Below are 16,670 nucleotides of genomic sequence, written 5' to 3' on the forward strand. Positions count from 1 at the left end.
GATCGCGTCCTTTTTGCTTATGCGCTGTTGACGTTCACACCGTCTCGGCCTGGGTCTGCGCTTGTGCCGCCAGCCTGGGCAAGGCCTGGTCCCGGGCATCGAACAGATGACAGTGCTCGGCGTCCAGCGCCAGGCGGCAGGCGCTGCCGGCCGGCGGAGCGGCGTCCTGGCCGCCCAGCTTGACCGCGATGGGCTCGGCCACGCCGTCGGCCTGGACATAGACGATCTGCACATCGCCCAGGTGTTCGACCAGTTGCACCGTCGCCGGCACGCCGGCGTCGGCGAAGCGCAGGTGTTCGGCGCGCACGCCCAGGGTGGCGGCGTCGCCGGCGCGACCCTGGAACGGCAGGTTCAGCCGCTGGCCGCCGGGCAGTTCCAGCGCCAGGCCGGCCGGGCCGTCCGCGGCGATGGCCGCCGGCAGGAAGTTCATCTTGGGCGAGCCGATGAAGCCGGCGACGAAGCGGTTGGCCGGGCGCTGGTACAGCTCCAGCGGCGTGCCCACCTGTTCGATGCGGCCGGCGTTGAACACGGCGATGCGGTCGCCCATGGTCATCGCTTCCACCTGGTCGTGGGTGACGTAGATCATGGTGCTGCCCAGCTCCTTGTGCAGCCGCGCCAGCTCGATGCGCATCTGCACCCTGAGCGCGGCGTCCAGATTGGACAGCGGTTCGTCGAACAGGAATACCTCCGGCTTGCGCACGATGGCGCGGCCGATGGCCACGCGCTGGCGCTGGCCGCCGGACAGGGCCTTGGGCTTGCGCTCCAGCAGGTGTTCTATCTGCAGCGTCAGCGCCGCGCGGTGCACGGCGGCGGCGATTTCCGGCTTGCTCTTGCCGGCCAGCTTGAGGCCGAAGGCCATGTTTTCCCGCACCGTCATGTGCGGGTAGAGCGCATAGCTCTGGAACACCATGGCCACGCCGCGCTTGGACGGCTGGATGTCGTTGGCGAGCTGGCCGCCTATCCACAGTTCGCCGGCGCTGATGTCTTCCAGGCCGGCGATCATGCGCATCATCGTGGATTTGCCGCAGCCGGACGGGCCGACGAAGACCATGAATTCGCCGTCGCGGATGGCGAGGTCCACGCCGTGGATCACCGCGTTGCCGTCGTCGTAGACTTTTTTAATATTGCTGAGCTTGAGGTGGGCCATATCGAATCCTTTTATTGCAGGCGCGCGGGAAGCACGCCGGCGGCGTCTATCTCGCCGGCCAGCCATTGGGCGACGGCGTCCAGCGCCGCGTCGGCGAAGCCGTAGCTGATCAGCGCCGGCGCGTCGAGATCGGCGGCGGCGTAGGGGTTCCACAAGGCCAGGTGCAGATCCGGCCGCCATTCGGCGCGTTCGCGCGCGCCGTAGCGTTCGCGGGTGGTGGAGGCGACCACGGTGTAGCGGCCGTCCTGCGGCAGCCGGCGCCAGTCCAGCTCCTCGCGCCTCTGATAGCGGATCACTTCCAGGCTGAAGCGGCGCGACAGCCGGGCGATCAGCGCGTCGGCGGACAGGCCTGCCTCGGACACGCCGTCCGACGGTGCCTGGTCCTGCACCACCAGGCGCAGCGTGGCGTCGGCCGGCGGCCGTTGCGGCTGGCCGTGGAGGGTCAGCGCGCGGCGCCAGGCGTCGGCGAACAATTCGGCGTCGGCCGCGCGTTGCGCGGCGCTGTAATCGCGCTGGCGGCTGGGATAGCGCTGGATCAGCGCGTCCACGCGCGCGGCGGCTTCTTGCAGCCGCGCCTCGCTCAGCCGGCCGGCGGCGACGGCGGCGATCAGCGCCTGCTTGCTGTCTTCCATTTCGTCCTGGAATTGCAGCACCAGGCTGAGGTCGGCGCCGGCCGCGAGCGCCTGGGCGCTGCCCTGGGCCTGGCCCCAGCGTTCGCGGATGGCCTTCATATTCATGCCGTCGGTGATCATCACGCCCTGGTAACCCAGCTGCTCGCGCAGCAATTGCTGCAGGATGGCCGGCGACAGCGTGGCCGGCCAGTCCGCGTCCAGCGTCGGAAAGCGGATATGGGCGCTCATCATGCCGGGGGCGAGATCGGCCAACGCGGCGAACGGCGACAGCTCGTAATCGCGCAGCTCGGCCTTGGGCTTGTCCACCACCGGCAGGTCCAGGTGGGAATCGGTATGGGTGTCGCCGTGGCCGGGGAAGTGCTTGGCGCAGCAGGCCACGCCTTCGGACAGATGGCCGCTGATCCAGGCGCGCGCCAGCCGCGCCGCCTTGAGCGGGTCCTCGCCGAAGGAGCGTTCCGAGATCACCGGATTGGCCGGGTTGTTGTTGAGGTCCAGCACCGGGGCAAAATTCCAGTTCACGCCCAGGCTGGCCAGGCCGCGCGCCACCGCGGCGCCCACTTTCTCGGCCAGCTCGGCGTCGTCCACCGCGCCCAGCGCCATCGCCGACGGCGCCGCCGGCAGGAACAGGGTGCGCATCACCGCGCCGCCTTCCTGGTCCATGCCGATCAGGATGTCCTCGCCCAGCGCGCATTGCAGATCGGCGATCAGCCGGCGGATGCTGGCTTCGTCCGGCACATTGCGGCGGAACAGGCAGATGGCGCGCGCGCCCAGCCGTTGCAGGAAGGCGGCTTCCTCATCGCCCAGGCGCGGGCCGGCCACGTCCACCATCAGCGCCTGGCCGGCCAGTTGTTGCAGGGTATCGCTCATTTGACGGCTCCATCGAATCCGCGCAGGAAATAGCGCTGGGTGAACAGGAAGACCAGCAGGATGGGCAGCACGGTCAGCACCGCGCCGGCGGCCACCACCCGGGTCTTGAAGCTGAAGGCGCCGGACAGGTAGAGCACGCCCACCGACAGCGGGAATTTGTCCGGGCTGGACATCACGATGGACGGCCAGATGTACTGGTTCCACGCCGACACCATGGTGAGTATGGTCAGCGCCGCCAGCGCCGGGCGCGACAGCGGCAGCATGATTTTCCAGAAAATCTGCCATTCGCCGGCGCCGTCGACGCGGGCGGCGTCTATCAAATCCTGTGGCACCGCCTCGAAGGCCTGCTTCATCAGGAAGATGCCCACCGCGCCGGCCAGCGTGGGCAGCACCACGCCGCTATAGCTGTCGGTGAGCTGCAACTTGGACACGGTGATGAAGTTGACCAGAAAATTGACTTCGCTGGGCAGGATCATGGTGGCGAGGATGGCGCCGAACACCAGCTTGCGGCCGGGAAAGCGCATCCGCGCCAGCGGGTAGGCGGCCAGCGCGCTGACCAGCAGGGTGCCGGCCACGGTGGCCAGCGCGATGATGACGGAGTTCTTGTAGAAGGCCAGCAGATCGATGCTGGACACCGCCTCCTTGAAATTGTTCAGGCTGGGCGCGCTGGGCAGTAAGGGCGGCGGGAAGGCGAACACATCGCCCTCGGTGGACAGCGCGGTGACCAGCGTCCACCAGAACGGGTAGACGGTGATGACGGCGATCAGGCTCAGCACCAGATAGTGCAGGCCGCGGCCGGCCAGCTTGCTCAGCCGCGCGCTGTGGCGGCGGGCGGCGGGCGCGGCGAGGGTGGCGGAGTTATGCATGGCGTTTCCTTAAGATTCACGCGGCTGCAGGTAACGGAAATTCAGCCACGCCAGCGCCACGCAGAACACCGACATCACCAGGCTGGCGGCCAGCGCGCGGCCGAAGTTCAGCGATTTGATGCCGAATTCGTAGGCGTAGAACAGCGCGGTGTAGGTAGACTGCATCGGCCCGCCCTTGGTCATGATCTGCACCTCCTCGAAAGCCTTGACCGCGGCCAGCACCGACATCACCGAGCACAGCAGGATGGTGGGCGCCAGCAGCGGCACGGTGATGCGCCAGAAGCGCTGCCAGGCGTTGGCGCCGTCCAGCTGGGCGGCTTCGTAGATATCGGCCGGCACCGCCTGCAGGCCGGCCAGGTAGAGCACCATATACCAGCCCAGGCCGCGCCAGACGGTGATGAACATCACCGCGAACAGAGCGATGCGATCGTCGTTGAGCCAGCCCACCGGTTCGTTGATCACCCGCAGCCAGTGCAGCGCGGCGTTGAGCACGCCGTCCTCGGTGTACATGAAGTTCCAGATGATGCCGATCACCGATACCGAGGTGACCACCGGCAGGTAGTAGGCGGCGCGGAACCACTTGATCGCCGGCAGCTGGTTGTTGACCAGCACCGCTAGCAGCATGGCGACGATCTGGATCACCGGCACCACCAGCAGGTAGACGGCGGAATTTTTCAGCGAGGCCAGGAACAGCTCGTCGCCGAACAAATCGCGAAAATTGTCCAGGCCCACCCAGCGCGGACTGTCGATCAGATTGTACTGGGTGAAGGCGATGAAGCTGCCGAAGCCCACCGGCCAGAAGGAGAACGCCAGCATCAGCAGCAGCGCCGGGGCCAGGAACAGATAGGCTTGCAGCGTGGTCTTGGTGCGCATGGGCAGAACCTTGTGACGTAGCGGCAGGCCGGCGCCGGGATGCGGCGTCGGCCTGCGGGTTGCGGGGCGGCGGGGTCTGGGACGCCGCCGCGTTCAAGCACGTATTTAGAACCCGTTCATAATCTGCTGCGCTGCGGCGATACGGCGTTGAAAACCAGCTCAAAACGCTCATGTACCACGAGTACATTCCGCTTTTTCACTCGTTTTCGCCTTGTCTCGCCCTGGCTCGCGAGATTTTGAACGGATTCTTAGAGCTTGCCGCTCCAGAACGCCGCCGCCTCGTCCAGCGCGACCTTGGGATCCTGGCGGCCAGTGACGGCTTTTTCCACCGCCGCGGCCAGGCGAGCGGACAGCACGTCCGGGTCCTTGACCCCGGCCAGGTAGATGGTGCGGGTCTTGTCCAGGCTGGCGGCGGCCACGCCTACGGCTTTTTCCGCCGCGCCGGCGTCATTGGCCACTTTCTGAAAGTAGGGGTCTTGCGCCGCCTTGCGCGCGGTGGGCAGGGTGCCCGCCAACTTGGCGAAGGCGAGCTGGTTGTCGGCGTTGGTCAGGTAGTTGCCGAACTTGCCTATCTCCGGCAGCAGCGCCTTGTTGACGTTGCGCGCCACGCCGAAGTTGAACATCCAGCCGCCGGCGGCGATGCCGGTGGGGCCGATGGGCGCCGGCGCCACCAGGGTGGATTGGTAGAGCTTGGGCGCTTCGTCGCGCACCCGGGTCAGCGAGGCCGGGGTGGTCACCAGCATGGCCATGCGGCCGCCGTTGTAAGCGGCGATGGAGACCTGGAAGTTGTCCTGGGCGAACAGATTGTCCTTCAGCAGCGCGCCGGACTTGTAGGCGTCGCCCAGTTTTTTCAGCATGGCCACGTGGGCCGGGCTGTTGAACACCGGCTTGCCGTCCTTGAGCAGGGGCAGGCCGTTCTGGATCAGAAAGCCTTCGATCTTGGTGGGGCCCAGCGCCGGCGCGAAGCCGGCGACGCCGGTCTTGGCCTTGATGGTTTTGGCGTAAGCCAGCTGCTCGTCCAGCGATTTGGGCGGCTTGGCCGGATTGAGGCCGGCTTTCTTGAACAGTTCGGCGTTATAGGCGATGACGTTGGCGCCGTTGTAGTGCGGGAAGGCGTAGACCTTGCCGTCGAAGGTCACGTCCTTGATCGCGCCGTCCACGTACTGGCCCTTGTTGATCACGCCGTCCAGCGGCTGCAGCAGGCCGCTTTGCTTGTAGTCGTAAGCCCAGGGCACGTTCAGGTTGACCAGGGCCGGCGGCTTGCCGGCGCCGACGGCGGCGGTGAACTTGGACTGGATCACGTCCCAGGGGTAGTCGGTCCATTTGATTTCGACATTGGGGTTCTGGGCGTTGTACTTGCCGACCAGATCCTTGAAGTAGCCGTCGAATTTGGGCGACAAGCTCATGGTCCACACTTCCAGTACCGGTTTGTCGGCGGCCAGCGCCGGCAGGGCGACGGCGCAGCCGGTGATGAGCAGGGCGGCGCGAGCGAAGGCGTTGAGTTTCATGATGTTTCTCCTTTGAGGCCGGCGCTGGCGTCAGCCGTGGCGGCCAGGGTGCAATATTATGCTATTTGAATTTCTTGTTGCGGCATTGTGGCATTGAAGTGGTTTTGATGAAAGCGATACCACTGCAATGCCAGTGCGACCGCGGGCGCGCCGCGGCCGGAATGCGTGGATCAGAAAGTCTTGCTATAGGAGGCGATGACTTTCACGTCGTTGCGATCGGATTTGCCGTAGAAACCGTTGGTGCGAAGTCTGGCCGGATAGACGCCGATGCTGGCGCCCTTGAGCGGCCCGCTTTGCACGCTGTAACCCACGCTGAAATCCACCTCGTGCGCCTTGGTGTCGGCCTTGCCCGGGTTTTTCATCCCGGTGGCGTAGTTGCCGGACAAGCCCACGGTCAGTCCTGGCACGCCTATCTTGGCCAGGTCGTAATTGACGCCCAGCTTGTAGACGGTGGTGCCGTCCCAGACGAAGTCGTCCAGCTGGCCCCAGGTCTGGATGAAGTTGCGGTTATCGCTATTGCCCCACGGCGTCAGGCGGAAGTTGAGCTCGCCGGAGTCCGGCGCCTTGGTGTAGCCCAGGCCACCCATCAGCGTCCAGCCGTTGGTGGCGTAGCTGAGGCTGCCGCTGGCGTGGTATTCGTTCTTGGGGTTCTGGATGGCGGAGAGCTGGGTCTGGTATTTGGCGGTGAAGTAATAGCCGGTGGCGGTCAGCTTGTCGTCGCCATTGAGCTGCCAGGAATAGGAGCCGGCGATCTGGGCGTTGCGGCGGTAGTCCTTGCCTTCGCCGATGCCGAAGTCGACGAAGCCGTTCTTGGGCGCGTAGCGGAAGCCCAGGCTGTTGACGTAGTCGACGCGCTTGGCGGCGCTGCCATTGCTGCGGCCCTGTTCCCAGGAGTTGCTCATGTCGCGGAAGCGGGTGTCCCATTCATTGCGGAACTGGTCGGCCCAGCCATAGCCCACTTCGAAGTCGCCGAACTTGTATTTCATTTCCACGCCGCGGTAGGCGTGGGATTGCAGGCCGCCGGAGGTACCCAGCGTGCCTATGCCTATCGGGGTGTAGCCGGCGCGGGCGGAGAAGCCCTGGCCGTCCTCGTGCTGGCGGAATTTCAGCGCCGCCTGGCTCAAGACCGCGCTGCTCTTGTCCACGCCGCCGGGCTGGGTGCTGTCGTTGATATCGTGGTACAGCACTTCCGACCAACCCTTGCCGTTGTCCAGACGGATGGCGGCGTGGGCGGCGGCATCGAAGCCCAGCTTGTTCCAGGCGTAGCCGGAGCGGAAGTTCAGGCCCAGGTTGAGCGCGTTGACGGTGATGTCGTCGCGGTTCTGTCCATTGGGCGGGGCCGGCCAGTCCGCCTGGCGGTTACGGCCGTAATAGATGGCGCTGACGGTGGTTTCCGACTTGGTGATCAGGTCGTAGACGTCCACCGGTTCAAAGGTGGCCGGCGCGCCCTGGGTGGGCGAGGTGTCGTTGGCCGGAATCGCGTCTTCCGCCGCCATCGCCGCACAGGGCAGCGCACTCAATAGCAGCAGGGCAAGCTTGGTCAGTTTAGGCATTTCAGTCACTCCAATCACGTGGCAACATCTCTGGCGGATGTCCTGCGCTAAAACTATCTGGTCTTTTACTGGTTCTCAATTGGTATCTCATTGGTATTGCAAAATATTTCGTCATAATGTTGCAATGCTGCCATGCACATTGAGTTGTGGTGAAAAGTTGGGGAAAGCCGGGAGATAAGCGCTGAATGCGAGTGAAAACCGTGTACTTTTTTGCTTTGCGATCAGTTTTTGGGCTGCCAACGAACTATCCGCCGCGATAACGAAGTTTTGCTGCTTGAATCAGGTGGATCAGTGGTGGCTGCTTTCGTTTGACGACATTGCTGCAATGCAATATTCATCCGCCGCGCCTGTCGGCCCATCGCTGTCCCATAGTCCAAAAAACGGGGCGGGCCATTGCCAGAATAAAAAAAAGCCTGGCAAGCGCCAGGCCAAGTGCGGAGAGAGAAGGGTTTGGGCGCTTCAGTTCGCGGCCGCAAGTGAATGGCTGGTTTGGCGCGATGCTTCCTCGAGCTGGCCTTGTCCGGATTGGGGCAAGGTGAAGTAGTTGATGCTGGCTTGCAGCTCGTTCGACATTTGCTCCATCTGGCAGGCGGAGTCGGCGGTCTGGCTGGCGGCGGCGCTGGTTTCCTCGGACATCTGCGCCACTTTCTCGACATTGGCGGCAATGCCGGTGCCGGCGGCCTGCTGCTCGTGCAGCGACACCGAGATCGCGCTCAGCGATTGCTTGACCCTGGCCACCTTGTCGTTGATGCCGGTGATGGCGGAGCGGGCGTCGCTGGCCTGCTGCAAGCCCACTTCCATGTGGTCCACGGTGTGGTGGATGTTCTGCACCACGTGGGCGCTGCTATCCAGCATCTCGCGGATGCTGCCGCTGATCTCGGCGGTGGACTGGGCGGTGCGCTCGGACAGCTTGCGCACTTCGTCCGCCACCACCGCGAAGCCGCGGCCCTGTTCGCCGGCGCGCGCCGCTTCTATCGCCGCGTTCAGCGCCAGCAGATTGGTCTGGTCCGCCACATCGCGTATCACCTGGATCACATTGGAAATCTGCTGCGAGCGGCTGCTCATCAAGTCGGCCTGCGCCTGCGAGGCGCGCGCCATTTCCGCCACCGATTCTATGGTGTGCAGGGTCTGGTCGATGATGGACTCGCCGCGAGTGGCCAGTTCGCCGGTGGAGACGGATTCGGTGGCCACGTCGGTGGTGTTGTCGTCCACCGAGCAGATGCTGACCGATAGCTGTTCCACCGACGCTGACATCGACGAGGCGGCGCGAGTCTGTTCCTCGGCGCTGGCGGCCACTTGTTCCGCCGCAGCCGCCAGTTCGGTGGCGTTGTTGCCCAGCTGGGTGATCACGTGCTGCATCGCGCGCACCATGCGGATCAGCCCGCTCTGCATCCGCGCCATCGAGGCGACGATGCTGTGCTGGTCGCCGGCCTTGACCTGCAGCCTCTGGCTGAGGTCGCCGTTGGCGATGCGTTCGGTCAAGGCCACCACGTCGCGCGGTTCGCCGCCGAGCTCGGCCAGCAGCGAGCGGATGATGACCAGGGCCAGGCCGGCGCCTATCGCCACGCCGCCGGCCAGCAGCAGCAAGGCGATGAGGTGGCTGGTGGCGGCGCGTTGCTGGGCTTGGGCGAATTCTTCCGCCGCCACCCGTAGCTGCAGATCGATCAGCGCGGCGATGCGGGAGGCGATGGGGTCGATCTCCGGATACATTTCCTTGTCCAGGAAGTGTTGCAGCGCGGTGCGGTCGCCGGATTGGGCCAGGGTCTTGAGCCGAGCCACGCTGGCGTCGGCGTGACGCATCGCCGTTTCGGCCTGGTCGGCCAGGGTTTTTTCCTCGGCGGTCAGATAGGTGGCGCGGTAATCGCTCCATTGTTTTTTCAAGGCCGCTTGCGAGCTGGCCAGGCCGCCGAGAAAGCTGTCGGCGCTGATGCTGCCTGCCTGCAGCTTGTGCGCGCCGTCTACAATGCCCACCGCATAGCTGTCGGCGACGATTTTCAGCTGTTTCAGGCACACCACGCGGTCGTTATAGGTGGTGGCGAAGTCGTCGAGTATGCCCTGCTGAGCGTGCTGGCCAAACAGGCCGATCAGGATGGGAATGGCCAGCAGGGCGACGACGAGCGCGCTTAAACGCTGGGCTATGGTCAGGCGGTTGAACATGGGACTCTCCGGATGCAAGCTTTGATACGGATTTTGTCTGTTCCAAATGCTGGCGCGCCGTCCAAGGCGGCAGCGGGCTTCCGCTGGCCAAACTTGAAAGCCGGCGCAGTAAATCTCTATCTATAACTCCATGATTCCGTTATAATTCCGGCCCTTTGCGGCCGCCATCGCCCGACGCGGCCACCTATACTAAATGTCAGGAAACGCCATGAGCCTGTTGTCGCACCAGATCGAGTTGCTATCGCCCGCCAAGACCGCCGAAATCGGCCGCGAGGCCATTCTGCACGGCGCCGACGCGGTGTATATCGGCGGGCCCAGCTTTGGCGCGCGGCACAATGCCTGCAATAGCGTGGAGGACATCGCCGGCCTGACCGCGTTCGCTCACCGCTACCACGCGCGCATCTTCGCCACGCTCAACACCATCTTGCACGACGCGGAGCTGGAGCCGGCGCGCAAGCTGATCTGGCAGTTGTACGACGCCGGCGTGGACGCGCTGATCATCCAGGACATGGGCATCCTGGAACTGGACCTGCCGCCTATCCAGCTGCACGCGTCCACCCAGTGCGACATCCGCACGCCGGAAAAAGCGCGTTTCCTGTCCGACGCCGGCTTCTCCCAAGTGGTGCTGGCCCGCGAGCTGACCATTCCGCAAATCCGCAAGGCGGCGGACGCGGTGGGCGACGACGCCACCATCGAATACTTCATCCACGGCGCGCTGTGTGTGGCCTTCTCCGGCCAGTGCTATATCAGCCACGCCGACAACGGCCGCAGCGCCAACCGCGGCGACTGCTCGCAAGCCTGTAGGCTGCCGTACACGCTGACCGACAAGGACGGCGGTGTGGTGGCGTTCGACAAGCACTTGCTGTCGATGAAGGACAACAATCAGAGCGCCAATCTGGAAGCGCTGCTGGACGCCGGCGTGCGTTCGCTGAAGATCGAGGGCCGTTACAAGGACGTGTCCTATGTGAAGAACATCACCGCCCATTACCGGTTGCTGCTGGACGAAATCATCGAGCGGCGGCCGGAGCTGGCGCGCGCCTCCAGCGGCGACAGCGAGATCTTCTTCGCGCCGGACCCGGACAAGACTTTCCACCGCGGCGGCACCGATTACTTCGCCACCGGCCGCAAGATCGACATCGGCGCCTTCGATTCGCCCAAATTCGTCGGCGTCGGCCTGGGCGTGGTCAGCAAGGTGGGCCCGGACTGGCTGGAGATCGCCACCGCCGAAACCATGAGCAACGGCGACGGCATCAACTTCATGAAGAAGCGCGAAGTGGTGGGCGTGCAGGCCAATACCGTGCAGCAAGTGGGCAAGACCGCGGACGGCGAATTGCTGTGGCGGGTGTTTCCCAACGACGTTTCGGTGCTGGCCGGCCTCAAGCCGGGCGTGGACATCTGCCGCAACCGCGATCACGCCTGGGAACTGGCGCTGCTGAAAAAGTCCGCCGAGCGCAAGGTGGGCGTGTGGATGACGCTGAGCGAAAACGCCGACGGCCTGGAACTGAACATTACCGACGAGGACGGCGTCAGCGCCTCCGCCTGTAGTCCGCTGGCGCTGGAGCCGGCCAAGGACGCCGACAAGGCGCTGGCCGGCCTGCGCGACAATCTGGGGAAGCTGGGCAATACCATGTTCGTCGTCCACGATGTGACGCTGCAGCTGTCGCAGCCGTGGTTCGCGCCGGTTTCGGCGATCAACGCGCTGCGCCGTGACGCCATCGCCCGGCTGGAAGCGGCGCGCGTGCAGGCCTGGCCGCGCCAGCCGCGCAAGGCGGCACTGCAGCCGCCGGCGCCGTATCCGGAAAAGACGCTGAGCTATCTGGCCAATGTCTACAACAATCTGGCCTGGCAGTTCTATCGCAAGCACGGGGTTGAGCTCATCGACGCCGCCTACGAGGCGCACGAGGAAGAGGGCGAGGTCAGCCTGATGATCACCAAGCACTGCCTGCGCTTCTCCTTCAATCTGTGTCCGAAGCAGGCCAAGGGCGTGAAGGGGGTGATGGGCCAGGTGCGCGCCGATCCGATGACGCTGAAGTCCGGCAACGAGACTTACACGCTGAAGTTCGAATGCCGGCCCTGCGAGATGCATGTGATGGGCAAGATGAAAAAGCACATCCTGAAGACGCCGCCGCCGAGCGAGGTGGCGTACACCGCGCCCTTGACCTTCTTCAAGCAGCGGCCGCAATAAGGGTTTGCGCGCCAAAGGCGGGGAGGCGGGTAAAATGCGCTTCTTTCTTTGTCCTATCCGGAACAATTCTTAAATCATTCGCCGGCCACGCCGGCAGCACGGGGAATCAAACGTGGCCGACATCGAGCGCCTGGACACCTGGGTCAAATACAAGAACGGTTTGTGCGATGACTGCATGGGCAGCTGCTGCTCCATGCCGGTGGAGGTGCGGCTGTCCGACCTGGTGCGCATGGGGGTGGTGGACGAGTTCGAGCTGGAAGAGCCGATCAAGAACATCGCCAAGCGCCTGGAAAAACAGCGCTTGATCCAGCATTTCAATTTCAAGCGCGAGTTGTTCACGCTGGCGCGGCGCGCCAACGGCGATTGCATGCAGCTGGATCAGAAAACCCGCTTGTGCACCATCTACGAGCGGCGGCCGAATACCTGTCGCAACCACCCCAAGGTGGGTCCCAAGCCAGGCTTTTGCGCGTATACCCGCAACCCGCAGAAGATCGCCTTCCATCGCAACACCGCGGCGTGAGCGCTGTTTCACGTGAAACTCTCCGTAGCCTCGACAGGATCGTCATGAACCCTATTTATCCTTTATTCGCTTTCGCCATTGGCGTAGTGGTGCCGCTGCAGGCCGCCATCAACAACCAGCTCAAGGGCGTGCTGGGCAATAGCACGCTGCTGGCGGCCCTGGTGTCGTTCTCGGTGGGCAGCCTGTGCCTGGGTGGGTTGGCGGTCGCCACCGGCCAGAAATGGCAGGACCTGGCGGCGCTAGGCCGGGTGGAATGGTGGATGCTGCTGGGCGGCGCGATGGGGGCGATGTTCGTGTTCGGCACCACCTTGCTGGCGCCGCGGCTGGGCGTGGCGGCGATGCTGTCGCTGGTGATCGCCGGCCAGGTATGTGTGTCGCTGTTGTTCGACCGTTTCGGCTGGTTGGCGATGCCGCTGCGCGAAGTGAATCTACCGCGGCTGCTGGGCGCGGCGCTGGTGGTGGGCGGAGTGTTGCTGGTCAACTTCGGCGACAGGTGGTTTGGACGCGCTTGAGTGATAGGCGCGGAGTCAGCAAGTAAAAACGGCAGCCTGAGGCTGCCGTTTTTCTTGGCCGGCGCGCGGCGCTTATTTGGGCTGCGGCTTGGCCATCGAACCCATGCGGCCTTTATGCTCCATCGGGCCGTGCCATTGATCCATCACCTTCTGCTGCTCCGGCGTCAGCTGGGCGTAGAAGGTTTTCAGCGCGTCCAGGCGCTTCTGCATGCCGTCCTGGTGCTGTTTCATCATGTCCAGCATGCGTTCCATGCGTTGTGGCGCGGTTTCGCCAGCCTGTGGCTTGGGCGGCATCGCCCGTTCGCCCGGCTTCATCGATTCGGTGTAGGTTTTCCAGGCGGCTTCTTGCTTGGCTTGCAGTTTCAATTGATCGTGCAGCGCCTGCAGGTGGCGGGCGGCCATGGCTTCGCGCTGGGCCGGGTCCATGTGGCGGCCTTTACCCATCATCGGCATCGGATTTTGCGACGGCGCATCGTCGGCGGCCAGCGCGGAACCGGCGACGCCGGCGGCGAGCAGGGTGGCGATCAGCATGGGCTTGAACAGCTTGGTCATGATTGAAGACTCCTACCGAGGTTGATTACGCAGTCAGTATTGGCGATGGATGTCAGGCAAGTATTGCTGACGGCCGCGCGCTTGTTGCGGAATGTTAAAAAACCGGGTGGGGCAACAAAAGGAGACGGATGGGAGGACGCGGGGCGCGGGGATGGGCTGCGACCGGCGCTTGGCTCCGGCCTGGTTCTCAGAAGGTGTTTATGATCTCGCGAGCTAAGGCGAGACAAGGCGAAAACCAGCGAAAAAGCGGAATGTACACGTGGTACATGAGCATTTTGAGCTGGTACTCACCGTGTAACGCTCCACGACGCGCAGCAGATCATAAACAGGTTCTCAGTTGTGCGGCTCGCTGGACTGGCCTGCCTGCAGCTTGCGCATCGGGCCCTGGCCTCTGCCGCCCATCGGCGGCGGGCTGTCCTTGTCCATGATCTTGCGCTGCTCCGGATTGAGCTGGGCGTAGAAGGACTTGAGCGCTTCCAGCCGCTTCTGCAGGTTCAGCAAGTGGCGCTGCGCCATCAGCACGCGCTGTTCCATGCGTTCCGGCGCGGTGTCGCCGCTGTCGCCGCAGGGAGGCATCGCGCCGGGGCGGCTGGCGCTGGCGAAGGCCAGCCAGGCGGCTTCCTGCGCCGGCTGGATCTTCAGCTTGTCGTGCAGCGCCTTCTGGTGCTGGGCGATGAAGGCGTCGCGCTTGGCCGGGTCGATTTTCCACGGCCGGCCGGCGAAGCTGCCCATCGGCGGGCAGTCCATTTCCGGCCGCGCGGCCTGGGCGGCGCCGGCGAGCAGGCAGGCTAAAACAAGGGGTATCAGCGGTTTCATAGGGCGGGCCATTCCGTCAATGGCGGCGACGCGGCGTGAGCGGCGTCGGTTTAGGTTTACTCCAGTATTCTGGGCGACGATTGTCAATTAAGTATGAGTCGGCCATTCGCAATTGTTACCAAATGTAAAGCGTCGCGGCAAGCGATTTGATGGCGGGCTTTTTCCCGTTCACGACGGCGATTTGGACTAGAGTGAAATGCGGCATCCCCGTCTCGCCGCCGGAGCGCTTTCGCATGAGTCAGCCAGCTTCTTCTTTCCCGTTTTTCCCCGCGTCCGGGCTCGCCGCGCTGAATGGCGCGCTGGTGGACTACTGGGTGGACGCCTGGCAGCGTTCGGTGTTGTATTGCGACATCCTGCGCCAGCGCGGCGATACTTATCTGGAGCACGCCGCTTCCGGTCATCCGCCGGTGTTGGTGTTCGATTACGACATCATCGTCGATGGCCGCGAACTGGAGCAGCCGGTCAATTATGCCTTGTCGGCGATCCGCCCGCCGGACGGCTGCCCGAAACCGGATCCGGCCAAGCGGCCCTTCGTGGTGATAGACCCGCGCGCCGGCCATGGGCCGGGCATAGGCGGCTTCAAGATGGACAGCGAGATCGGCATCGCGCTGCGTCAGGGCCATCCTTGTTATTTCGTGATGTTCTTCCCGGTGCCCGAGCCCAAGCAGACGATTGAATGCGTATGGCGCGCCGAGAAAGTCTTTCTGCAAAAGGTCAATCAACTGCATCCGCACAGCGCCGGCAAGCCCTTCGTCATCGGTAATTGCCAGGGCGGCTGGGCGCTGGCGATGCTGGCGGCCACCGCGCCGGAACTGGTGGGGCCGATTCTGCTGGCCGGCTCGCCCTTATCCTACTGGGCCGGCGTGGCCGGCAAGAACCCGATGCGTTATTCCGGCGGCCTGTACGGCGGCACCTGGATGGCCTCGCTGGCCGGCGACCTGGGCCATGGCCAGTTCGACGGCGCCAACCTGGTCAGCAATTTCGAGCAGCTGGACCCGGGCAATACCTACTGGAAAAAGCCGTACACCCTGTACGCCAAGGTGGATTCCGAGCGCGAGCGCTTTCTGGAGTTCGAACGCTGGTGGGGCGGTCATTATCTGCTGAACAAGGCGGAGATGGAGTGGATTACCCAGAACCTGTTCGTCGGCAACCGCTTGAGCCACGGCGAGGTGACGCTGGAACAGGGGCGGCAGGCGGTGGATCTGCGCAATATCCGCTCGCCCATCGTGGTGTTCGCTTCCTGGGGCGACAATATCACGCCGCCGCAGCAGGCGCTGTTCTGGATCGCCGATCTTTACGGCAGCGTGGAGGACATCCGCGTCAATGAACAGACCATAGTCTATTGCCTGCACGAGCAGGTCGGTCATCTGGGCATTTTCGTGTCCGCCGGCGTGGCCAATAAGGAACACAGCGAACTAGCCAGCGCGCTGGATCTGATCGATGTGCTGCCGCCGGGCTTGTACGAGGCGGTGATCACCGATACCCATCCTGAAATGGCCGGCTTGGAGTATCTGCAAGGGCGCTATGTGATCCGCTTCGAGCCGCGCGATATCGACGATATCCTGGCGCTGGGCGACGGCCGCCAGGGTGAGGCCGCTTTCGAGGTGGTGCGCCGGGTGGGTGAGGTCAACCAGCAGTTGTACGACACCTTTGTCTCGCCGTGGCTGCGGCTGTACGGCAATGAACACGCCGCGCGCTGGCTGCGCGAAATGCATCCGTCACGGCTGGAGCGGCGCTGGTTTTCCAGCCGCAACCCCTGGCTGGCCGGGGTGCGGCAATGGGCGGAGCGGGTGCGCGAGGAGCGGCGGCCGGTGACGGAGGACAATCCCTTCTGGCAGTGGCAGCAGAGCTATGCCCAATTGGTGGAAACCGCGCTGGACGGCTGGCGCGACGGCCGCGATGCCTGGCAGGAGCTGAGCTTCCGCACCCTGTTCGAGTCGCCTTGGAGCGCGGCGCTGGCCGGCTTGAAGCCGCAGCGCGAATACGGGGTGCGCAAGGCGGATGGCAGCTGGGAGCGCAGTGAAATGCTGCGGCTCAAGCGCCAGGAACTGGAAGCGCATTACGCCGAAGGCGGGCCGGTGGACGGTTTTCTGCGGCTGTTGATCTATGTTGCCATCGGCAATGGCGTGGTGGATGTGCGGCCATTCAACGCCATCCGCCGGGTGATGCAGGAAACCGCGCTGGGCGAAGACCTGACGCTGGAGCAGTTCAAGCAGGCGGTGCGACGCCAGACCTGGCTGGTGCGCAACGATGAGAAACGGGCGCTGGCGACGCTGGAGCAACTGCTGCCCACCGATCAGCAGCGCCGCTTCGCGCTGGAACTGGCGATTCTGCTATTGCAGGCGGCCGGCCCCATCAGCCAGGAAAAGCAGCAGCGGCTAGGCCGGCTGGCGCTGGCGATGGGGGTAGCGCAGCGCAACGGCGGCGTGGCGGCGGAAACGGTCAAGCCGGCGACCAAGCGCGCGCCGCGTCAGCGCAAGCC

General features: G+C 64.4%; 13 protein-coding genes. 4 read left to right on the top strand and 9 right to left on the bottom strand.

The genetic code is table 11. The features are described from left to right. Positions 1-34 precede the first annotated feature (34 nt). The 7 genes from LQT98_RS02095 to LQT98_RS02125 all read right to left on the bottom strand — a co-directional run bounded on the left by LQT98_RS02095 (position 35) and on the right by LQT98_RS02125 (position 9,603). A complete protein-coding gene (locus tag LQT98_RS02095; protein ID WP_231460961.1) occupies positions 35-1,147 on the bottom strand; it encodes an ABC transporter ATP-binding protein in 1,113 nt (370 codons plus the stop codon). Between the two features lie 11 nt (positions 1,148-1,158). Then, a complete protein-coding gene (gene nagZ / locus LQT98_RS02100; RefSeq protein WP_231460962.1) occupies positions 1,159-2,646 on the bottom strand; it encodes a beta-N-acetylhexosaminidase in 1,488 nt (495 codons plus the stop codon). Further along, entirely contained in the window at positions 2,643-3,512 is an 870-nt protein-coding gene (locus LQT98_RS02105) for a carbohydrate ABC transporter permease (RefSeq protein WP_231460963.1), read from the bottom strand. Before LQT98_RS02105 ends, nagZ begins: the two co-directional genes overlap by 4 nt. Before the next feature lie 9 nt (positions 3,513-3,521). Further along, on the bottom strand, positions 3,522-4,385 hold the full coding sequence (locus LQT98_RS02110; protein WP_231460964.1) for a carbohydrate ABC transporter permease: 864 nt from the start codon (positions 4,383-4,385) through the stop codon (positions 3,522-3,524). 248 nt (positions 4,386-4,633) lie between these two features. Next, positions 4,634-5,893 carry an ABC transporter substrate-binding protein gene (locus LQT98_RS02115; RefSeq protein ID WP_231460965.1) on the bottom strand — a complete coding sequence of 420 codons (1,260 nt, stop codon included), beginning with the start codon at positions 5,891-5,893 and terminating at the stop codon, positions 4,634-4,636. A 170-nt stretch (positions 5,894-6,063) separates the two neighbouring features. Beyond that, entirely contained in the window at positions 6,064-7,446 is a 1,383-nt protein-coding gene (locus LQT98_RS02120; RefSeq protein ID WP_231460966.1) for an OprD family outer membrane porin, read from the bottom strand. A 459-nt stretch (positions 7,447-7,905) separates the two neighbouring features. Continuing rightward, positions 7,906-9,603: a methyl-accepting chemotaxis protein gene (locus tag LQT98_RS02125; protein WP_231460967.1), complete on the bottom strand. Its 1,698-nt coding sequence runs from the start codon at positions 9,601-9,603 to the stop codon at positions 7,906-7,908. A 208-nt stretch (positions 9,604-9,811) separates the two neighbouring features. Between LQT98_RS02125 and LQT98_RS02130 the strand changes: the two genes are divergently transcribed. From LQT98_RS02130 to LQT98_RS02140, 3 genes are all read left to right on the top strand, one after another. After that, the gene (locus LQT98_RS02130) at positions 9,812-11,788 is read left to right on the top strand and encodes a peptidase U32 family protein (protein WP_231460968.1); all 1,977 of its coding nucleotides are present in this window, start codon (positions 9,812-9,814) and stop codon (positions 11,786-11,788) included. A 112-nt stretch (positions 11,789-11,900) separates the two neighbouring features. After that, positions 11,901-12,308, top strand: coding sequence for a YkgJ family cysteine cluster protein (locus tag LQT98_RS02135; protein WP_048408530.1), 408 nt, complete (start codon positions 11,901-11,903; stop codon positions 12,306-12,308). Positions 12,309-12,352: 44 nt separating this feature from the next. Beyond that, positions 12,353-12,820, top strand: coding sequence for a DMT family transporter (locus LQT98_RS02140; protein WP_231460969.1), 468 nt, complete (start codon positions 12,353-12,355; stop codon positions 12,818-12,820). A 72-nt stretch (positions 12,821-12,892) separates the two neighbouring features. Here the strand turns inward: LQT98_RS02140 and LQT98_RS02145 are convergent, their stop codons facing one another. Together LQT98_RS02145 and LQT98_RS02150 are read right to left on the bottom strand one after the other, a co-directional pair. Then, positions 12,893-13,372, bottom strand: coding sequence for a Spy/CpxP family protein refolding chaperone (locus LQT98_RS02145; RefSeq protein WP_231460970.1), 480 nt, complete (start codon positions 13,370-13,372; stop codon positions 12,893-12,895). Between the two features lie 333 nt (positions 13,373-13,705). Continuing rightward, positions 13,706-14,188, bottom strand: coding sequence for a Spy/CpxP family protein refolding chaperone (locus LQT98_RS02150; RefSeq protein ID WP_231460971.1), 483 nt, complete (start codon positions 14,186-14,188; stop codon positions 13,706-13,708). A gap of 233 nt (positions 14,189-14,421) precedes the next feature. Between LQT98_RS02150 and LQT98_RS02155 the strand changes: the two genes are divergently transcribed. Continuing rightward, positions 14,422-16,670: TerB family tellurite resistance protein (locus LQT98_RS02155; protein ID WP_231460972.1), on the top strand; the 2,249-nt coding region annotated here is incomplete at its 3' end.

This window comes from Chromobacterium aquaticum, assembly GCF_021129195.1.
In the GTDB taxonomy this organism is placed as follows: domain Bacteria; phylum Pseudomonadota; class Gammaproteobacteria; order Burkholderiales; family Chromobacteriaceae; genus Chromobacterium; species Chromobacterium aquaticum.